Annotated in this window: 15 protein-coding genes; 5 read left to right on the top strand and 10 right to left on the bottom strand. The window is 62.6% G+C overall.

The window, feature by feature from the left end:
- Positions 1-34: 34 nt before the first annotated feature.
- From AC07SI_RS27115 to cbiE, 4 genes are all read right to left on the bottom strand, one after another.
- Positions 35-523, bottom strand: coding sequence for a PIN domain-containing protein (locus AC07SI_RS27115; protein ID WP_495006888.1), 489 nt, complete (start codon positions 521-523; stop codon positions 35-37).
- Complete coding sequence (locus AC07SI_RS27120; RefSeq protein ID WP_120447528.1) at positions 520-798, bottom strand: hypothetical protein; 279 nt, start codon at positions 796-798, stop codon at positions 520-522. The genes AC07SI_RS27115 and AC07SI_RS27120 overlap by 4 nt, the downstream gene beginning before the upstream one ends.
- Positions 799-928: 130 nt before the next feature.
- A complete protein-coding gene (locus AC07SI_RS27125) occupies positions 929-1,651 on the bottom strand; it encodes a cobalt-precorrin-6A reductase (RefSeq protein WP_495006889.1) in 723 nt (240 codons plus the stop codon).
- Positions 1,648-2,853, bottom strand: a complete 1,206-nt coding sequence (gene cbiE, locus AC07SI_RS27130) for a precorrin-6y C5,15-methyltransferase (decarboxylating) subunit CbiE (protein ID WP_282397049.1) — start codon at positions 2,851-2,853, stop codon at positions 1,648-1,650. Before cbiE ends, AC07SI_RS27125 begins: the two co-directional genes overlap by 4 nt.
- Before the next feature lie 38 nt (positions 2,854-2,891).
- Between cbiE and cobG the strand changes: the two genes are divergently transcribed.
- The 5 genes from cobG to AC07SI_RS27155 all read left to right on the top strand — a co-directional run bounded on the left by cobG (position 2,892) and on the right by AC07SI_RS27155 (position 8,240).
- Complete coding sequence (gene cobG / locus AC07SI_RS27135) at positions 2,892-4,238, top strand: precorrin-3B synthase (RefSeq protein ID WP_495006890.1); 1,347 nt, start codon at positions 2,892-2,894, stop codon at positions 4,236-4,238.
- Positions 4,231-4,857: a precorrin-8X methylmutase gene (locus AC07SI_RS27140; protein ID WP_495006891.1), complete on the top strand. Its 627-nt coding sequence runs from the start codon at positions 4,231-4,233 to the stop codon at positions 4,855-4,857. Before cobG ends, AC07SI_RS27140 begins: the two co-directional genes overlap by 8 nt.
- Positions 4,857-5,588 (top strand): precorrin-2 C(20)-methyltransferase, encoded by a 732-nt coding sequence (locus AC07SI_RS27145; RefSeq protein ID WP_065900262.1) that lies wholly within the window; start codon positions 4,857-4,859, stop codon positions 5,586-5,588. Before AC07SI_RS27140 ends, AC07SI_RS27145 begins: the two co-directional genes overlap by 1 nt.
- The gene (gene cobJ / locus AC07SI_RS27150; protein ID WP_495006892.1) at positions 5,588-7,225 is read left to right on the top strand and encodes a precorrin-3B C(17)-methyltransferase; all 1,638 of its coding nucleotides are present in this window, start codon (positions 5,588-5,590) and stop codon (positions 7,223-7,225) included. Before AC07SI_RS27145 ends, cobJ begins: the two co-directional genes overlap by 1 nt.
- A 235-nt stretch (positions 7,226-7,460) precedes the next feature.
- Entirely contained in the window at positions 7,461-8,240 is a 780-nt protein-coding gene (locus tag AC07SI_RS27155; RefSeq protein ID WP_065900265.1) for a hypothetical protein, read from the top strand.
- On the opposite strand, the gene AC07SI_RS27160 is transcribed toward AC07SI_RS27155, so the two are convergent.
- The 6 genes from AC07SI_RS27160 to dusB all read right to left on the bottom strand — a co-directional run bounded on the left by AC07SI_RS27160 (position 8,237) and on the right by dusB (position 16,391).
- Positions 8,237-8,833 (bottom strand): MarC family protein, encoded by a 597-nt coding sequence (locus AC07SI_RS27160; RefSeq protein WP_003217330.1) that lies wholly within the window; start codon positions 8,831-8,833, stop codon positions 8,237-8,239. The two genes, AC07SI_RS27155 and AC07SI_RS27160, sit on opposite strands and share 4 nt — an antisense overlap.
- A gap of 194 nt (positions 8,834-9,027) precedes the next feature.
- Positions 9,028-11,799 carry a hybrid sensor histidine kinase/response regulator gene (locus AC07SI_RS27165; RefSeq protein WP_495006893.1) on the bottom strand — a complete coding sequence of 924 codons (2,772 nt, stop codon included), beginning with the start codon at positions 11,797-11,799 and terminating at the stop codon, positions 9,028-9,030.
- A gap of 101 nt (positions 11,800-11,900) precedes the next feature.
- On the bottom strand, positions 11,901-13,193 hold the full coding sequence (purD, locus tag AC07SI_RS27170; protein WP_065900269.1) for a phosphoribosylamine--glycine ligase: 1,293 nt from the start codon (positions 13,191-13,193) through the stop codon (positions 11,901-11,903).
- Between the two features lie 177 nt (positions 13,194-13,370).
- Positions 13,371-14,978, bottom strand: a complete 1,608-nt coding sequence (purH, locus tag AC07SI_RS27175) for a bifunctional phosphoribosylaminoimidazolecarboxamide formyltransferase/IMP cyclohydrolase (protein ID WP_065900272.1) — start codon at positions 14,976-14,978, stop codon at positions 13,371-13,373.
- A gap of 82 nt (positions 14,979-15,060) precedes the next feature.
- Positions 15,061-15,381 (bottom strand): DNA-binding transcriptional regulator Fis, encoded by a 321-nt coding sequence (fis, locus tag AC07SI_RS27180; protein ID WP_002555375.1) that lies wholly within the window; start codon positions 15,379-15,381, stop codon positions 15,061-15,063.
- On the bottom strand, positions 15,378-16,391 hold the full coding sequence (dusB, locus tag AC07SI_RS27185) for a tRNA dihydrouridine synthase DusB (protein ID WP_016976994.1): 1,014 nt from the start codon (positions 16,389-16,391) through the stop codon (positions 15,378-15,380). Before dusB ends, fis begins: the two co-directional genes overlap by 4 nt.
- Between the last annotated feature and the right edge of the window lie 43 nt (positions 16,392-16,434).

Raw genomic sequence — 16,434 nt, forward strand, 5'->3', positions numbered from 1 at the left:
GTACCCGTACACAAGCGTGATCGTGTGGCCGGCCTTAGACTTCCCAGCTGGCTTCGCGTATGTGATTGAAGTTGACGACATCTACGCAGTGCTGATGAGCAAATCCCGCGACTCTAAGATCGTCAGTCAAAACCAGATAATTATCTTTTGCTGCGGCGACAATACCGACATCGGTAAGGCCATAGGGTGACAACTCATAATCGCGACTTATAGCCAAGGCTGGAATGTGCGTCTCGATTAGTGTGGAAAGTGAGTGCGTTAGCGTTTCATAGAAGTCGTGCAACTTGCTTCCATAAAGTCCATTTGTCAGGTTGCTGACTTCAGCGAGAATGTGGGGTGTTGAAACGAGCTTTTCAAATTGATCGATTACTTTAAGCAGAAGTTGATAGTCTTCATTGCTGTAGCCGCGTGTTCTCTTGAATTCCCCGATGCTGGGCGTTCCTCCTATCAGTGCCAGAAGTAGCAAATTAGTGTCAACGATGATTCCTTTTCTTCGATACTTCTTGATGTAAGTATCTATCATATCTCGCGGATCTTCATGGAGCGGAACTCGCCAGTCTCCGCGTCAATGATGAAGGTCTTGTATTTTCGTTCAAATATTTCTCCGGAAAGAGCTGCGCCCATTCTCTGGAGTTTATTAGGGTTTGGGACGTTAAAGCCCAGCGTGATTGCCCAGGCTTTTTTGTTTGGATCTAGCTCTACTTCCTCAAGCATTAAATCGTTCAGCGCCATTTCCTGCCCGAGGAAATCGTTGGCTGCTGCTTTTGCAACTTTAACAGCCTCTTTAACTTCTATCATGTCAGCTCCTGAATATCGGTGGGCCGGGCCTGAACTGCTTCTGGAGTTTAGCACTTCGCGTTGTAGGTTCATCGCCGTCTCTTGAAGGTAAAAATAGATCGGATAGAGGTTGGCGGATGATCCTGATCTATCACATGAACGCTGCCAATGAATCGATTGTTTCTGCGGGCGACAAAAACTCCCGGTCCACCGCAACCAACACCGGCCGTTTCAACACCAAGACCGGCACGCCACGCTCGCGCGCCACTTCCAGTTTCGGCTCGGTGGCGGTGCTACCGCTGTTCTTGCTGATCAACACATCAATCCCGCGCCGTGCAAACAACGCGCGTTCGTCTTCGAGCAGAAACGGCCCACGTGCGCCGATCACTTCGCAACGTTCATTCCCCGGGTACACGTCGAGCGCGCGTAGCGTCCAGAATTGGTCGGCAGGGATTTCATCGAGGTGCTGCAGCGGCTCGCGACCCAGCGTGAACAGCGGCCGCTTGAAGGGTTTCAAAGCGTCGATCAGCTCGGCCCAGTCAGCGACCTCGCGCCAGTCATCTCCCGACTGCGGCTGCCACGCCGGGCGTCGCAGTGCCCAGCAGGGGATGCCGCTGATCTGCGCGGCCTCGGCAGCATTGCGGCTGATCTGCGCCGCATACGGGTGGGTTGCATCAAGGATCAGGCTGATACCTTCATCCCGGACAAACTGGGCCAAGCCCCCAGCGCCGCCGTAACCGCCAACACGCACGTGGCAGGTCAGGTCAGTGGGCACGCGCCCAACCCCGGCCAAACTGTAGACATGCTCCGGCCCCAAAGTCCGTGCGATAGCCAGCGCTTCGGTCACGCCGCCCAACAGCAAGATGCGTTTCATCGCGGCTTGACCACTTCCAGCAGGGTAATCGGCAGCGCCTGGCGCCACGTATCAAACGCCCCCAACGGCTGGGCCTGGGCCACGTGGATGCGGGTCAGTTCGCCGCCGTGCTCCGCGCGCCAGTTCATCAGGGTCATTTCGCTCTGCAGGGTCACGGCGTTGGCCACCAGCCGACCGCCAGGACGCAGGTGTTGCCAGCAGGTGTCGAGCACGCCGTCGCGGGTGACGCCGCCGCCGATAAAGATCGCGTCCGGTGCTTCGAGGCCGTTGAGCGCTTGCGGCGCGGTGCCGCGGATCAGTTGCAGGCCGGGCACGCCGAGGGCATCGCGGTTGTGTTCGATCAGGTCCTGGCGGCCTGCATCGGCTTCAATCGCCAGCGCACGGCAGCTCGGGTGCGCGCGCATCCATTCGATGCCGATGGAGCCGCTGCCCGCGCCCACATCCCAGAGCAGCTCACCGGGCATCGGCGCGAGGCGGGCGAGGGTCATGGCGCGCACATCGCGCTTGGTCAGTTGGCCATCGTGTTGGAAGGCTGAGTCGGGCAGGCCCGCCAGGCGTGACAGGCGTGGTGTTTCGCTGGAGGCCAGGCAATCGATGGCGACCAGGTTCAAATCGGCGACGCGAGCGTGTTGCCAATCCCCAGCCAGCCCGTCAATGCGCCTTTCATCCACGCCGCCCAGATGTTCAAACACACTCAACCGGCTGGGCCCGAACCCGGATTCAGCCAGCGACGCGGCAATCAATGCAGGACTGCTGCCGTCATTGCTCAATACCAGCAACCGCACGCCGGTCGCCAGATGTGCATTCAGCGCCGCCAAGGGCCGGGCCACCACGGACAGCGTCACCACCTCCTGCAACGGCCAGCCCAACCGCGCCGCCGCCAGGGACACCGATGAAGGCGCCGGCAAAACCAGCAACTCGGCAGCCGCCACCTGCCGCGCCAAACTGGCGCCCACGCCGTAGAACATCGGGTCGCCGCTGGCCAGCACGCACACCGGTTCGCCACGTCGCGCCAGCACCGGCTCCAGGGAGAACGGGCTCGGCCACAACTGTCGCTCGCCGCGAATACACACCGGCAACAGGTCCAGCTGGCGTTGGCCGCCTATAATCCGGGTGGCGCGCAACAGGGCGTGCCGGGCATTCCTGCCCAGCCCCTTGAAGCCGTCTTCACCGATGCCTACAACCGTCAGCCAGGGCGACATATGAATTCCTTGAACGACATCCGACGGGCAGGCTTTTCATGCCGCCGGACAAAGCAGGCATAATACCGCGCCTTGACCCGTTAACCGGTAGCCCCGTGAACCCAACGCCCGCTCTGAATACCTTGCGCCCCTCGGCTTGTCCGGGGTTGCTGCGTATCGTCCAGGCGCTGGACGGCGGCATTTGCCGGATCAAACTGGCCGGCGGTTCGATCACGGCGGCCCAGGCCAACGCTGTGGCAGACGCCGCCCACGCCTATGCCGGCGGGGTGATCGAGGCCACCAACCGCGCCAACCTGCAGATTCGTGGGATCGGCGCCGAGCAGCAAGCCTTGATTGCCCTGCTGCTCGCCGCGGGCCTGGGGCCCAGCAATGCCGCCGGCGACGATGTGCGCAACCTGATGCTCAGCCCCAGCGCGGGTATCGACCCGCAGATGCTGTTCGACACGCGCCCATTGGCAGACCAGATCCTGGCCACCCTGCAAAGCCATCCGCGTTTTCATGAGTTGTCGGCCAAGTTCGCCGTGCAGCTGGATGGCGGGGAGGCCCTGGCGATGCTCGAGCATCATCATGACCTGTGGTTGTCGGCGTTCGTACGCAAGGGCGAGACGCTCCTGGCGTTCGGCCTGGCAGGCTGTCCGGGGCTGGATGCGCCGCTGGCGGCCGTGCCTCTGGCGCAAGGCCATGCACTGGTGGTGGCCGTGCTGGATGCGTTTCTGGACCTCGCCACGCCAGAACAGACGCGCATGCGCCATCTGCCTGTGGATAACTTAATGAGCCGTCTGGATCTGCCGCTGCTGCCAATCGACGGCTTCAAGCGCCCGCCCAGTGGTGCCTTGCTGCATCTCGGCACTTATCCACAGACGCAGAAAAACCAGTTCTACGTCGCTGCCATCGCCCCCTTGGGGCGCCTGAATGCGACGATGCTCAAGGGCGCCGTACAACTCGCCAGCGAGTACGGCGACGGCACCCTGCGTTTCACTCCTTGGCAGGGTGTGCTGTTGCCCAACATCGAAAAGCCCCACGCGGTGACCGAGCGCCTGGCGCAGTTGGGCTTCCTCTGCTCGGTCGACCTACCGCTGGCGCACATGACTGCCTGCACCGGCTCCAGCGGCTGCGGCAAGGCCTTGGCCGACACCAAGGCCGACGCCGTGCAACTCGCCGCCTTGCAACCCGGCCATGACGTGCACCTGTCCGCTTGCCCACGTTCCTGCGCCGCCGCGCACACGGCGCCGGTCACCTTGCTGGCGGTGAGCCCCGGCCACTACGACCTGTATTTTCGCGATGCAGCCCACGCCGGTTTCGGCCGGCTGCACGCGCGCACTCTTTCTATTGAAGCGGCGGGCGCCCTGCTGCGCGCTCGCCCACGGAGCAACACCGATGATTGATTACATCCGCGACGGTCAGGAGATCTATCGCAACTCCTTCGCCATTATTCGCGCGGAAGCCAAATTGGACCGTATCCCGGCTGATCTGGAGAAACTCGCGGTGCGCGTGATTCATGCATGCGGCATGGTCGAGGCCATCGATGGCCTGCAGTTCTCTGAAGGCGCAGGCAAGGCCGGCCGCGATGCACTGGCCGCCGGTGCACCGATTCTGTGTGATGCGCGGATGGTTTCCGAAGGCGTGACCCGCGCGCGGCTGCCGGCCAACAATGCCGTGATCTGCACCCTGCGCGACGACAGCGTGCCGGCGTTGGCGCGCGAGCTGGGCAACACGCGCTCTGCGGCTGCGCTGGAACTGTGGCGTCCACACCTGGAAGGCAGTGTAGTGGTGATCGGCAACGCGCCGACCGCCTTGTTCTACCTGCTGGAAATGCTCGACGCCGGCGCACCGAAGCCGGCATTGATCCTTGGTTTCCCGGTTGGTTTTGTCGGCGCTGCCGAGTCCAAGGCGATGCTGGCCGCCGACAGCCGTGGCGTGCCGTTCGTGATCATGCAAGGCCGCCTGGGCGGCAGTGCGATGGCCGCCGCTGCGGTGAACGCCTTGGCCACGGAGGTCGAGTAATGCCGGTACGCGGACGTTTGATTGGCCTGGGCGTGGGCCCCGGTGACCCCGAGTTGATCACCCTCAAGGCCCTGCGCCTGCTGCGCGAATCGCCGGTGGTGGCGTACTTCGTGGCCAAGGGCAAGAAGGGCAACGCCTTCGGCATTATCGAAGACCACCTGGTCGCGCAGCAGACCCTGATGCCGCTGGTGTACCCGGTGACCACCGAAATACTCCCGGCGCCGCTGTCGTACGAGCAAGTCATCAGCGACTTCTACGACGCTGCCAGCCTCGACGTGGCCGCGCACCTGGATGCCGGCCGCGACGTGGCGGTGATCTGCGAAGGCGACCCGTTCTTCTACGGCTCCTACATGTACCTGCACGACCGCCTGGCCGAGCGGTATGAGGCCCAGGTCATTCCCGGCGTGTGCTCGATGCTCGGCGGTGCCTCGGTACTCGGCGCGCCGCTGGTGTATCGCAACCAGAGCCTGTCGGTGCTCTCGGGCGTGTTGCCCCATGATGACCTCAAGCGCCGCCTGGCAGATGCCGACGCGGCGGTGATCATGAAGCTGGGTCGCAACTTCCCCAAGGTGCGCCAGGTGCTCGAAGAACTCGGCCTGGCCGAGCGCGCGCTGTATGTGGAGCGCGCGACCATGGCCAACCAGAAAATCGTGCCGCTGGATCAGGTAGAGCCGATGTCTTCGCCCTACTTCTCGCTGATCATCGTGCCCGGTGAACGGTGGCAAGGTTGATGAATCCGGCGATTGTCATTTTGGGCCAGGGCAGCTTGGCCACCGCGCGCAGGATCCAGCAGGTTTACCCGGGCGCATTGATCCACGGCCTGGCCGGACGGGTTGAAGGCGCGGACCAGGCCTACAGCGAATTCGGCGCGACCCTGCGCCAGTTGTACCAGCAAGGCACGCCGCTGATCGCGCTGTGCGCGGCCGGTATCGTGATCCGGACCCTGGCGCCACTGCTGCTGGAAAAAGGTGAAGAGCCCGCCGTGCTGGCGGTGGCCGAAGACGGCAGCGCCGTGGTGCCGCTGCTCGGAGGCTTGGGCGGCGTGAATGTCATGGCCCGTGAAATTGCCAGTGCGTTGGAGGTGTCCGCGGCCATCACCACCAGTGGCGAGCTGCGTTTCGGCACCTGCCTGCTCAACCCGCCTGCGGGTTATGAGTTGGCTGACCTGGACCTCGGCAAGCGCTTTGTGTCCGACCTGCTGGCCGGCGCAAGCGTGCGCATCGAGGGGGCGGCGCCCTGGCTGGATGAGGCCAACCTGCCACAGGATCAGCAGGCGCGCCTGGCGATTCACGTCGGCAGTGCCGAGCGCGTGCCGGCTGCCCATGAATTGCTGATCTATCCGAAGACCGTGTGCGTCACCTGCAAACCGGGTCCGCAACTGGCGGCACGTGTGCGCAGCGCGCTGCACGAAGCGGGTATCGCCGTGCAATCGCTGGCTTGCCTGTTGGCCAGCGAGACGCAGATGGCCGACGTGTCGTTGCACGAAGCGGCGGCGCAATTGGCCGTGCCGCTGCGCTTTGCCGCCGTGGAGCAAGACGCGGATATCGCTATCAGCGTCGCCGAACAGCCGCTGGACGTGTCGCAGGTCGGTCGTGTACGTGGCCGCCTCGCTGTCATCGGCCTCGGTCCTGGCGCCGCCGAGTTGATGGTGCCGGCGGTGAAGGCCGAACTCGCGCGCTGCACCGATGTGCTCGGCTATGAAACCTATGTGCGCATGGCCGGGCCGTTCCGTGACGATCAGGTGCAGCATTGCACCGACAACCGTGAAGAAATGCAGCGCGCCCGCCACGCCTTCCAACTGGCTGCCCTTGGCCGTTCGGTGGTGGTTGTATCGTCCGGCGACCCGGGTGTGTTCGCCATGGCGGCGGCGGTGATCGAGGCGTTGCACGAGTCCAGCGACCCCGCGTGGCACCAGGTCGACCTGCAGATCCTGCCCGGTGTTTCGGCCTCGCTGGCGACCGCCGCCCAGGCGGGTGCGCCGTTGGGGCATGACTTCTGCGTGATGTCGCTGTCGGACAACCTCAAGCCCTGGTCGATCATCGAAAAGCGCCTGGACCTCGCGTCCCAGGCCGACCTGGCCCTGGCGTTCTACAACCCGATCTCGCGTTCGCGGCCGTGGCAGTTGGGGCGCGCCCTGGAAATCGTTGCGCTGCACCGCACCCCCGAAACGCCGGTGGTGCTGGGCCGTGACATCGGTCGCCCCGGCCAGACCCTGCGCACCACGACCCTGGGCCAGCTCACGCCGGAGCAGGTGGACATGCGCACCATGGTGCTGATCGGCTCGTCCACTACCTGCACCTTCCCCCGTGCCGGTGGCGGTGATTGGGTGTACACGCCGCGCTGGTACGGCGAAAAACCCATCGGCTGAAAACGCCTCGACGGCCGCCAGAAAGCTCCGAGTGACCCAGGGAATTACCTGCGGTGACTCGGGGCTTTTTCTTTTTTTATCGATGAAAACCCGAAGGCTGGCACGCATGCCCAGTAATTGCTGGGCTGCGTTTTGCGCGGTGCCCTTGCAAGCGATGTTTGTCGTCTGGCAAGCCGCGCAGCCGCTGGATTAGTGTGAACACATGCCCCATGTGGGGGCTTGTGGAGAACTGAAAATGGAGCGACATCACGCAAGGATCAACAGCAGCAAAAGGCGCAAGTTGATTGCCGCCTACAAGTTGCCGGGGGCACCTGGCAAGCCGCCTGCCGTGCCCCTCGACCCGAATAATCCATGCAATGCGGCCGTGGTCAACAACAGTGTGATTTCGTTTGCCGAGGGCCTGTCCGGGATCAACCGGGAGTACATCCGTAAAAGCTATCTGCTGGCCAGCAGCTACGTCAGCGATGTGTTGAAAATGCACCGGGGTACCGAGGCCTGGTACGACGAATTCATCAAGGTCATGATCAGCCTGGGCTGGTTGCCGGTGCGCAGCAGCTTCGAGCGGGTCTCAAGTTCCGGCAAGGGCCTGACCGTGCAATTGGCAGTGCTGAACCTGATCGCCGCCATGCTCGCCTCGACCTCATTGGCCGGGCCACTGCTGGCGTCGCTGCCCAAGTTGGCGGCCGATGCATTGGAGGCCATGAAGCAACACCCCGCTTCCTTCGAGCTGTTCAAGCGCAACACTACGCTGCATCAGGGCGGTGATTTCGGCGTGGCATCCTGCGCCGAAAACGACGGCGAGGTGATGATGGTGCTGGTGACCTACAGCAGCCGTGGCGTAAGCAAGCAGGTGGGCCTGCCGTTTCTGGAGTGGGACAGTACGTCGTCCGAGGCTTTCAGCGGGCAAACCTGCCTGGTGCTGAATACCTCGGTGGTCAACGAAAAAACCATCCAGTTGATGCGCGAAAGCGCCGGCGACAAGGTGCAGTTGGCAATTGCCCAATACCGGATCTAGGGCACCAGGTAACCGCGTACGCCGGTGAAGATGATTTGCGCGGCCAAGGCGCACACGAACAACCCCATCAACCGACTGACAATCTGCAAGCCCTGGTCACCGAGAATGCGTTCGATCCGGTTGGACAGGTACAGCACCACGCCGACCGTGAGGCTGGCCAGGGCAATGCTGAGGATGGCGGTGATCTTGTCATCCCAGTGTGGCTGGCTGACGCCCATCACCAACAGCGCGCCGATGGTGCCGGGGCCGACGGTGAGGGGGATGGTCAGCGGCACGATCGTCACGTCCTGCTGCACGTTGTCGGTCTGCACTGCGGACTTGCCTTGGGCCATGCCCAAGGCGGAAATGAACAGCACACTGCCGGCGCCGATGCGAAACGCATCCACAGTGATGCCGAACACGCTGAAAATCACCCGGCCGAACAAGTACAGCAACACGCTCGATACCAGGGTGGCGAGAGCCACTTTCCAGGCCAGGCGTCGGCGCTCCTTGCTGGAATAGCCGCGGGTCAGGCTGATAAAGCAGGACAGCACGAAGAACGGGCTGTAGAGCACCAGCATCTTCAGGTAAACGCTGAACAACACGTGGAGCATGGTGGGAGCTCGCAACGAAGGAGGGCGAGCGGGAGTTTATCAGGCCTGTGGCTGAGCGCTATCTGTGATGCGACAACACTCCAATGTGGGAGCGGGCTTGCGCGCGAAAGCGGTGTGTCAGCCAATACATGTTTGACTGATACAGCGCGTTCGCGAGCAAGCCCGCACACATTTTGATCTGCGCCATGCAGGGGTCAGGTAGGCGCGTGCTCTGGCCGCTGTTGACGCTGCGCGACCCAGAACTCCACCAGCTCGCGCAATTGCGAGAGTTCCACCGGCTTGGCCATGTGGCCGTCCATTCCGGCCTGGCGTGCACGTTCTTTGTGCTCCGAGAGGATATGCGCGGTGAGCGCCACCACCGGTGTGCGAATGCGTTGGTGGCTGACTTCCCACGCGCGCAGTTGCTGGGTCGCGGAGAAACCATCGAGGATCGGCATCTCGCAGTCCATCAATACCAGGTCGTAACGCTGGGCCTTCATCGCCTCCAGTGCTTCCTCGCCGTTGCTGGCGGTGTCCGGGTTGAGGTTGAGCTTGCCGAGCATGCCACGGATCACTTTGGTGGAAATGCTGTTGTCTTCGGCCACCAGGATGCGGAAGTCGCTGGGCACGGTGACGGGCGCTGGCGCGGTGGGCAGCGCGCGCGCCGGGACGTTGCCCTTGCTGCGTTGAGTCAATTCGTCGGCCAGGGTGGTCTTGAGCGTATAGCCCGCCACGGGCTTGGCGAGAATGCGCTTGATCCCGCAGTTGCGCGCGATGATCTTGCTCGGCGCATTGCTGATGCCGGTGAGCATGATCAACAGAATGTCGTGGTTCAGGCTCGGGTCTTCCTTGATCTTCGCCGCCAGTTGCATGCCGGTCATGCCGGGCATGTTCTGGTCGAGCAGCACCACGTCGAAGTAATCACGCAGGTGTGCCTTGGTACGCAGCAGCGCCAGGGCTTCCTTGCCCGACGGCACGGCGCTGACATTCAGGCCCCAGGCGGTGCATTGCTGCACCAGCACTTTGCGGCAGGTGTCGTTGTCGTCCACCACCAGCACGCGCGCGCCCTTGAGCGGGCCATCGAGGTCGGAGGTCGGGTGTTCGAGGCGTTCCGGGTCCAGCGGCAAGGTCAGCCACAGGGTGCTGCCTTGCTGGGCGCCGCTCTTGATGCCGAACTCGCCGTTCATCAACAGGATCAGCTGGCGCGCAATCACCAGGCCCAGGTGGCCGCTCAGGCGCGTGGCCGAGAGGAAGTTCTTGCTGTGCAGTTCGCTGTGCAGCAGGGCGTCGCGCTCGGCGGCTTCCATTGGCAGGCCGCTGTCCTGGACGGCAATGCGCAGGCGCGGCTTGGTGCTGCGGTCATCCAAGGCGACCACGATCAGCACTTCGCCTTCATCGGTTTTCTGCAGGGCGTTTTCCAGCAGGCTCAGCATCGCCTGGCGCAGGCGCGTCGGGTCGCCGCTGATCACGCGCGGTACCTGGGGCTGGATGAAACTGATCAACTCGACGTTCTGCTGCTCGGCCTTGGCGCGGAAGATACTCAGGCAATCTTCGATCAGCGCATTGAGGTCGAATTGCACGTCGTCCAGTTCGATCTGCCCTGATTCGAGCTTGGAGATATCGAGGATCTCGTTGATCAACGTGAGCAGTTCATTGCCGGCGCTGTGGATGGTTTGCACGTAGTCGCGCTGTTTCACCGACAGCGGCGTGCCCAGCAGCAGCTCGGTCATGCCCAGCACGCCGTTCATGGGGGTGCGGATTTCGTGGCTTATTTTCGCCAGGAACTCGGCCTTGGCCGCGATCTCTGCGTTGCTGGCGGCCAGGTCACGGCTGAGGCTGAAACGCGCCTCGACAATCGCACGCTGGCGTTCGCCCAGGGCCAGGCTCATCAACAGGCCACTGACGCAGATAAATGCCAGCAGTGTGACGATCAGGCCTTGCGGCGAGACCATGGTCAGGCCCAGCAAGGCCGGGAGGATGATCAGCGTACCGATGTTGAACACCACCATCGCCGCCACGAACAAACGTGCGGGGCGGTAGCCTTTCTGCCAGTGGCAGGCCGAGACAAACAGCATGCTCAAGCCGGCCAGGGCGACCAGGGCGTAGGTGATGATGTTCAGCGGCAGGGTGTTGACGAACAACAGCAGCAGGCCGCACAGCACGATAAACAGAATGTCGGCCATCAACAGTTTGTTCAGCGGATGCGGGCCGAGCGGCATGAAGAAACGGTAGGCAAACATCAACCCGCACGGCGCGGTCAGCAGCAGCGCGAGGTAGGCGCCCGGGGTCTGGATCGCATGCCAGTTCGGCAGCCACGGGCCTACCAGGTTGAGCAGCAGCGCCAGGCTGAGCATCAACAGCACTTCGCACGCCGCCAGCCACAGGCTGCTGCGCGAGCGGTGGTAGGCGAAGCGCGTGAGGTTGTGCAGGATCAGCATCAGCAGGCAGCCGAACAGCAGGCCGTAGATCAGCGTCTGGGTCTGGTCGGCGGCGGCGAGCACGGCCGGTTCCAGGGTGATATAGGGGCGCAGTTCGTGTTCGGAGACCAGGCGCAGATACACCTCCAGAGGCTTCTGGCTCTGGGGCATCGGCAGCATGAAGTCACTGCTGGGCAGCGGGCGTTCCGCCTGGGGCTGGCGCGTGCCGGTGCTTTGTTGTTCGACCAGTGTGTCGCCGTCCAGCACGTAGAGGCTCAGGTGCGACAAGTCTGGCGCGAATACCCGCAGCACTTGCTCGTGCTTGCCGGGTTGCAGCTTGAAACGTACCCACAGTGCACCGTCCGGTTCCGCGGCGGTAATGCGGTCCAGTTCAATGGGGCTGAATTGATTGGTGTAGCGTGAAGAGCGGATGTCGCTCAGCTGCAGATCGGCCTGTTCATCAAGCAATACTGCCCAGCCACTGCCTTGCGCGGCGGCCTGGGCCGGGAACAAGCAGAGCAGTGTCAGCAGGCTGACAGTGAAACCTATGGCGATCCTGAGCCAGCGCACGGCGAAATCCCTTCGTAGGTTGATGCACGGGTTAACTATGCGCGGGGTGGCATGAGTACGGCAAGGGCCAGAGGCCCTTACCTAACCGAACGGATAGCGACTTACGAGTGCTCGCCGCGTTCCCGCGCGATGGCGCGATAGCCGATATCAGTGCGGTAGAAGCAGCCTTTCCAGTCGATTTTTGCGGCCAGCTTGTACGCCTGTTGCTGCGCGGCGTCGACACTGGCACCCATCGCGGTGGCGCACAACACGCGGCCACCCGCAGTGACAACCTTGCCATCCTTGAGCGCGGTGCCCGCGTGGAACACTTTGCCTTCCAGCGTAGCAGCAGCGTCCAGGCCTTCAATCACATCACCCTTGGCGTAGTCGGCAGGGTAGCCACCGGCCGCCAGCACAATGCCGACGCTCGGGCGTGGGTCCCATTGCGCTTCGACCTTGTCCAGGGCCTGGGCCAATGCGGCTTCGACCAGCAGCACCAGGCTCGACTGCAGGCGCAGCATCACCGGTTGGGTTTCCGGATCACCGAAGCGGCAGTTGAACTCGATGACTTTCGGGTTGCCGGCTTTGTCGATCATCAGGCCGGCGTAGAGGAAACCGGTGTACACATTGCCTTCATCGGCCATGCCGCGCACGGTGGGCCAGATCACCAGGTCCATGACGCGCTTGTGCACGTCGGCGGTAACCACCGGGGCAGGGGAGTAGGCACCCATGCCGCCCGTGTTCGGGCCGCTGTCGCCGTTGCCGACGCGTTTGTGGTCCTGGCTGGTGGCCATCGGCAGCACGTTCTTGCCGTCGACCATCACGATGAAGCTGGCTTCTTCGCCGTCGAGGAATTCCTCGATGACCACGCGCGAACCCGCGTCACCAAAGGCGTTGCCGGCGAGCATGTCGCGCACGGCGTCTTCGGCTTCCTGCAGGGTCATGGCGACGATCACGCCTTTGCCAGCGGCCAGGCCGTCGGCCTTGATCACGATCGGCGCACCTTTTTCACGCAAGTAAGCCAGGGCCGGCTCGATCTCGGTGAAGTTCTGGTAGTCGGCGGTCGGGATCTTGTGGCGTGCCAGGAAATCCTTGGTGAACGCCTTGGAACCTTCCAGTTGGGCAGCGCCGGCGGTAGGGCCGAAGCAATCCAGGCCACGGCTGCGGAACAGGTCGACGACGCCAGCCACCAACGGTACTTCCGGACCGACGATGGTCAGGGAGACGTTCTTTTCAGCGAAATCCGCCAATTGCTCGAGCGCCAGCACGTCGATAGCGACGTTCTCGCACTTGGCTTCGATGGCGGTGCCGGCGTTGCCGGGGGCGACGAATACTTTCTGGACGCGAGGGTCCTGGGCAACTTTCCAGGCCAGGGCGTGTTCACGGCCACCGCTGCCAATGATGAGGACGTTCAAGTCAGACTCCTTCGAAGGAAGTTACAAGCTGCAAGCTGCACGTTGAGAGCAATCTGTATCGCTCTGAAGGCAGCCTGCAGCTATGAATTTTAGAGGCTACAACCAGCAGCAAAAGCGAGGCAGCTGTGCTTTTACGTGCTGCTTGCAGCTTGAACCTTGCCGCTTCACGGCAGTGGATCAGTGGCGGAAGTGGCGCATGCCAGTGAAGACCATGGCGATGCCGGCTTCGTCTGCCGCCGCGATGACTTCGGCGTCACGCATCGAACCGCCCGGTTGGATCACCGCGGTCACACCGGCTTTCGCGGCGTTGTCCAGGCCATCGCGGAACGGGAAGAACGCGTCGGATGCCATCACCGAACCGACCACCTGCAAACCGGCGTGTTCGGCCTTGATCGCGGCGATACGCGCCGAGTTCACGCGGCTCATCTGGCCAGCGCCGACACCGATGGTCTGGCGGTTCTTGGCGTAGACGATGGCGTTGGATTTAACGTACTTGGCCACTTTCCAGGCGAAGATCAGGTCGTTGATCTCTTGCTCGGTCGGTGCGCGCTTGGTCACCACTTTCAGGTCCTGGCTGCCGATCATGCCGATGTCGCGGCTCTGTACCAGCAAGCCGCCGTTGACGCGCTTGTAGTCCCAGGCAGCGGCACGTTCAGCCGACCACTCGCCGCAGGCCAGCAGGCGCACGTTGGCCTTGGCTGCCACGATGGCGCGGGCTTCTTCGCTGACGGAAGGGGCGATGATCACTTCGACGAACTGACGCTCGACGATGGCTTTAGCGGTCTCGGCGTCCAGTTCGCGGTTGAACGCGATGATGCCGCCGAATGCGGATTCGGTGTCGGTCGCGTAGGCCAGTTCGTACGCCTGGCGGATGCCGCCTTCAGCGTCCGGGCTCACGGCCACGCCGCACGGGTTGGCGTGCTTGACGATTACGCAGGCTGGCTTGACGAAGCTCTTCACGCACTCCAGCGCGGCGTCGGTGTCGGCCACGTTGTTGTAGGACAGCTCCTTGCCTTGCAGCTGGGTCGCGGTGGCGATGCCCACTTCGGCCGGCTTGGCCTCCACGTAGAACGCCGCGCTCTGGTGCGGGTTCTCGCCGTAGCGCATTTCCTGGGCCTTGATGAACTGGCTGTTGAAGGTGCGCGGGAACTGGCTGCGGCCTTCGGTGCTGAGGGTTTCAGCCGCCTGGTTCACGGTGCCCATGTAGTTGGCAATCATGCCGTCGTAGGCGGCGGTGTGTTCGAACGCCTTGAGCATCAGGTCGAAGCGCTGGGCGTAGGTCAGGCCGCCGGCTTTCAGGCTTTCGAGCACTTGGGCGTAGTCGCTGGCGTTGACCACGATGGCCACGTCTTTGTGGTTCTTGGCTGCCGAGCGAACCATGGTCGGGCCGCCGATATCGATGTTTTCGATGGCGGTCGGCAGGTCGCAGCCTGGCTTGTTGATGGTGGCTTCGAACGGGTACAGGTTGACGGCTACCAGATCGATCGGCTTGATGCCGTGCTCGCTCATGATGGCGTCGTCGGTACCGCGACGGCCGAGGATACCGCCGTGGATTTTCGGGTGCAGGGTCTTGACCCGACCGTCCATCATTTCTGCGAAACCGGTGTAGTCCGCCACTTCTACTGCGGCCACGCCGTTGTCCTGCAGCAGTTTGAAGGTCCCGCCCGTGGAGAGGATTTCCACGCCAAGGGCTTCCAGCTCCCGGGCAAATTCGAGGATCCCGGTCTTGTCGGAGACACTGATCAAGGCGCGGCGGATCGGCAGGCGGGTAGTCTGGTCGGTCATTTCAATTTCCATCAAAAGCAAAGGAAGTCAGCAAAAAAGGCGACCGTTTTTACGCGGGCGCCTTTCTGGTTTGATTGAATGCTTACAGCAAATCGTATTGTTTGAGCTTTTTGCGCAAGGTGCCACGGTTGAGGCCCAGCAGCTCACTGGCTTTGGTCTGGTTGCCCTTGACGTAGTTCATCACGCTTTCGAGCAAGGGCGCCTCGACTTCGGAGAGCACCAGGTTGTACACGTCCGTGACGGAAGCGCCCTCAAGGTGGGCGAAATAATTGTGCAGCGCCTTCTCGACACTCCCGCGAAGGGTCTGGCCTTCTTCGCTCGGCGTGTTGAGGTGCTGTTTCAAATTGACGTTGTCGCTCACGGGTGTTGTTCCACTCACTAAAGTCTCGGTCATCATCGTCATGCGGCCACCCCCTCTCCGTCCCCTGTCCCCAGGCTCTTGTAACGCTCGCTGAAGAACTCACGAACGTTGGCGCACTGTGCTTCCGTATCATCCAAACGATTGAAGTGGGCGCGAAACTCCCTGGCGCCCGGCAAGGTTGCGAGATACCAGCCGACATGCTTGCGAGCAATGCGTACTCCCATCACGTCTCCATAGAAGGCGTGCAGGGCGGCCAGATGCTCTAGCAGAATACGTTCCACCTCGATCAACTCCGGTGCCGGCAAGACTTCGCCGGTACGCAGAAAATGCTCGATCTCACGAAAAATCCACGGCCGCCCCTGGGCGGCCCGGCCAATCAACAGGCCATCGGCACCGGTAGCGTGCAGCACGCGCCGGGCTTTCTCGGCTGAGTCGATATCGCCATTGGCAAAGACCGGCATCGACACCGCCTGCTTGATCGCGGCAATGGTGTCGTACTCGGCTTCACCGGTGTACAGATCGGCGCGGGTGCGGCCATGCACCGCCAGCGCTGTAATGCCCGCCTGTTCGGCGATCTTCGCCACCGTCAGGCCATTCTTGTTGTCCCGGTCCCAGCCGGTACGGATCTTCAGGGTGACCGGCACATCCACTGCGGCGACAACGGCCTGCAGGATCTCGGCGACCAACTGCTCATCCTTCAACAAGGCGGAACCGGCGGCCTTGTTGCAGACCTTCTTGGCCGGGCAGCCCATGTTGATATCAATGATCTGTGCGCCCAACTCCACGTTGGCCCGGGCCGCATCCGCCAGCATCTGCGCATCACCGCCGGCGATCTGTACCGAGCGGGGCTCGGGATCACCTTCGTGGATCATGCGCATCCGCGATTTGCGGGTGTTCCACAAGCTCATGTCGCTGGTGACCATTTCCGAGACTACTAGACCCGCGCCCAAACGCTTGCACAGCTGACGAAAGGGCTGGTCGGTGACGCCCGCCATAGGAGCGAGGATCAAGCCGTTCTGCAATGTGTATGGGCCGATGCGTACCGCCGACATAGGACTTCCCTGTTGTGGGGCCGGATCATTAGAGTTCGAAAAA

Source organism: Pseudomonas sp. GW821-FHT05D12, assembly GCF_059419825.1.

Bases quoted from the DNA above. Each gene is read 5' to 3' on its own strand.
- AC07SI_RS27160 (WP_003217330.1), bottom strand. From the start codon at position 8,833: ATGCTCCACGTGTTGTTCAGCGTTTACCTGAAGATGCTGGTGCTCTAC.
- AC07SI_RS27155 (WP_065900265.1), top strand. From the start codon at position 7,461: ATGGAGCGACATCACGCAAGGATCAACAGCAGCAAAAGGCGCAAGTTG.
- AC07SI_RS27115 (WP_495006888.1), bottom strand. From the start codon at position 523: ATGATAGATACTTACATCAAGAAGTATCGAAGAAAAGGAATCATCGTT.
- dusB (WP_016976994.1), bottom strand. From the start codon at position 16,391: ATGTCGGCGGTACGCATCGGCCCATACACATTGCAGAACGGCTTGATC.
- AC07SI_RS27145 (WP_065900262.1), top strand. From the start codon at position 4,857: ATGCCGGTACGCGGACGTTTGATTGGCCTGGGCGTGGGCCCCGGTGAC.
- purH (WP_065900272.1), bottom strand. From the start codon at position 14,978: ATGACCGACCAGACTACCCGCCTGCCGATCCGCCGCGCCTTGATCAGT.
- AC07SI_RS27140 (WP_495006891.1), top strand. From the start codon at position 4,231: ATGATTGATTACATCCGCGACGGTCAGGAGATCTATCGCAACTCCTTC.
- AC07SI_RS27120 (WP_120447528.1), bottom strand. From the start codon at position 798: ATGATAGAAGTTAAAGAGGCTGTTAAAGTTGCAAAAGCAGCAGCCAAC.
- cbiE (WP_282397049.1), bottom strand. From the start codon at position 2,853: ATGTCGCCCTGGCTGACGGTTGTAGGCATCGGTGAAGACGGCTTCAAG.
- cobJ (WP_495006892.1), top strand. From the start codon at position 5,588: ATGAATCCGGCGATTGTCATTTTGGGCCAGGGCAGCTTGGCCACCGCG.
- cobG (WP_495006890.1), top strand. From the start codon at position 2,892: ATGCCGCCGGACAAAGCAGGCATAATACCGCGCCTTGACCCGTTAACC.
- fis (WP_002555375.1), bottom strand. From the start codon at position 15,381: ATGACGATGATGACCGAGACTTTAGTGAGTGGAACAACACCCGTGAGC.
- AC07SI_RS27125 (WP_495006889.1), bottom strand. From the start codon at position 1,651: ATGAAACGCATCTTGCTGTTGGGCGGCGTGACCGAAGCGCTGGCTATC.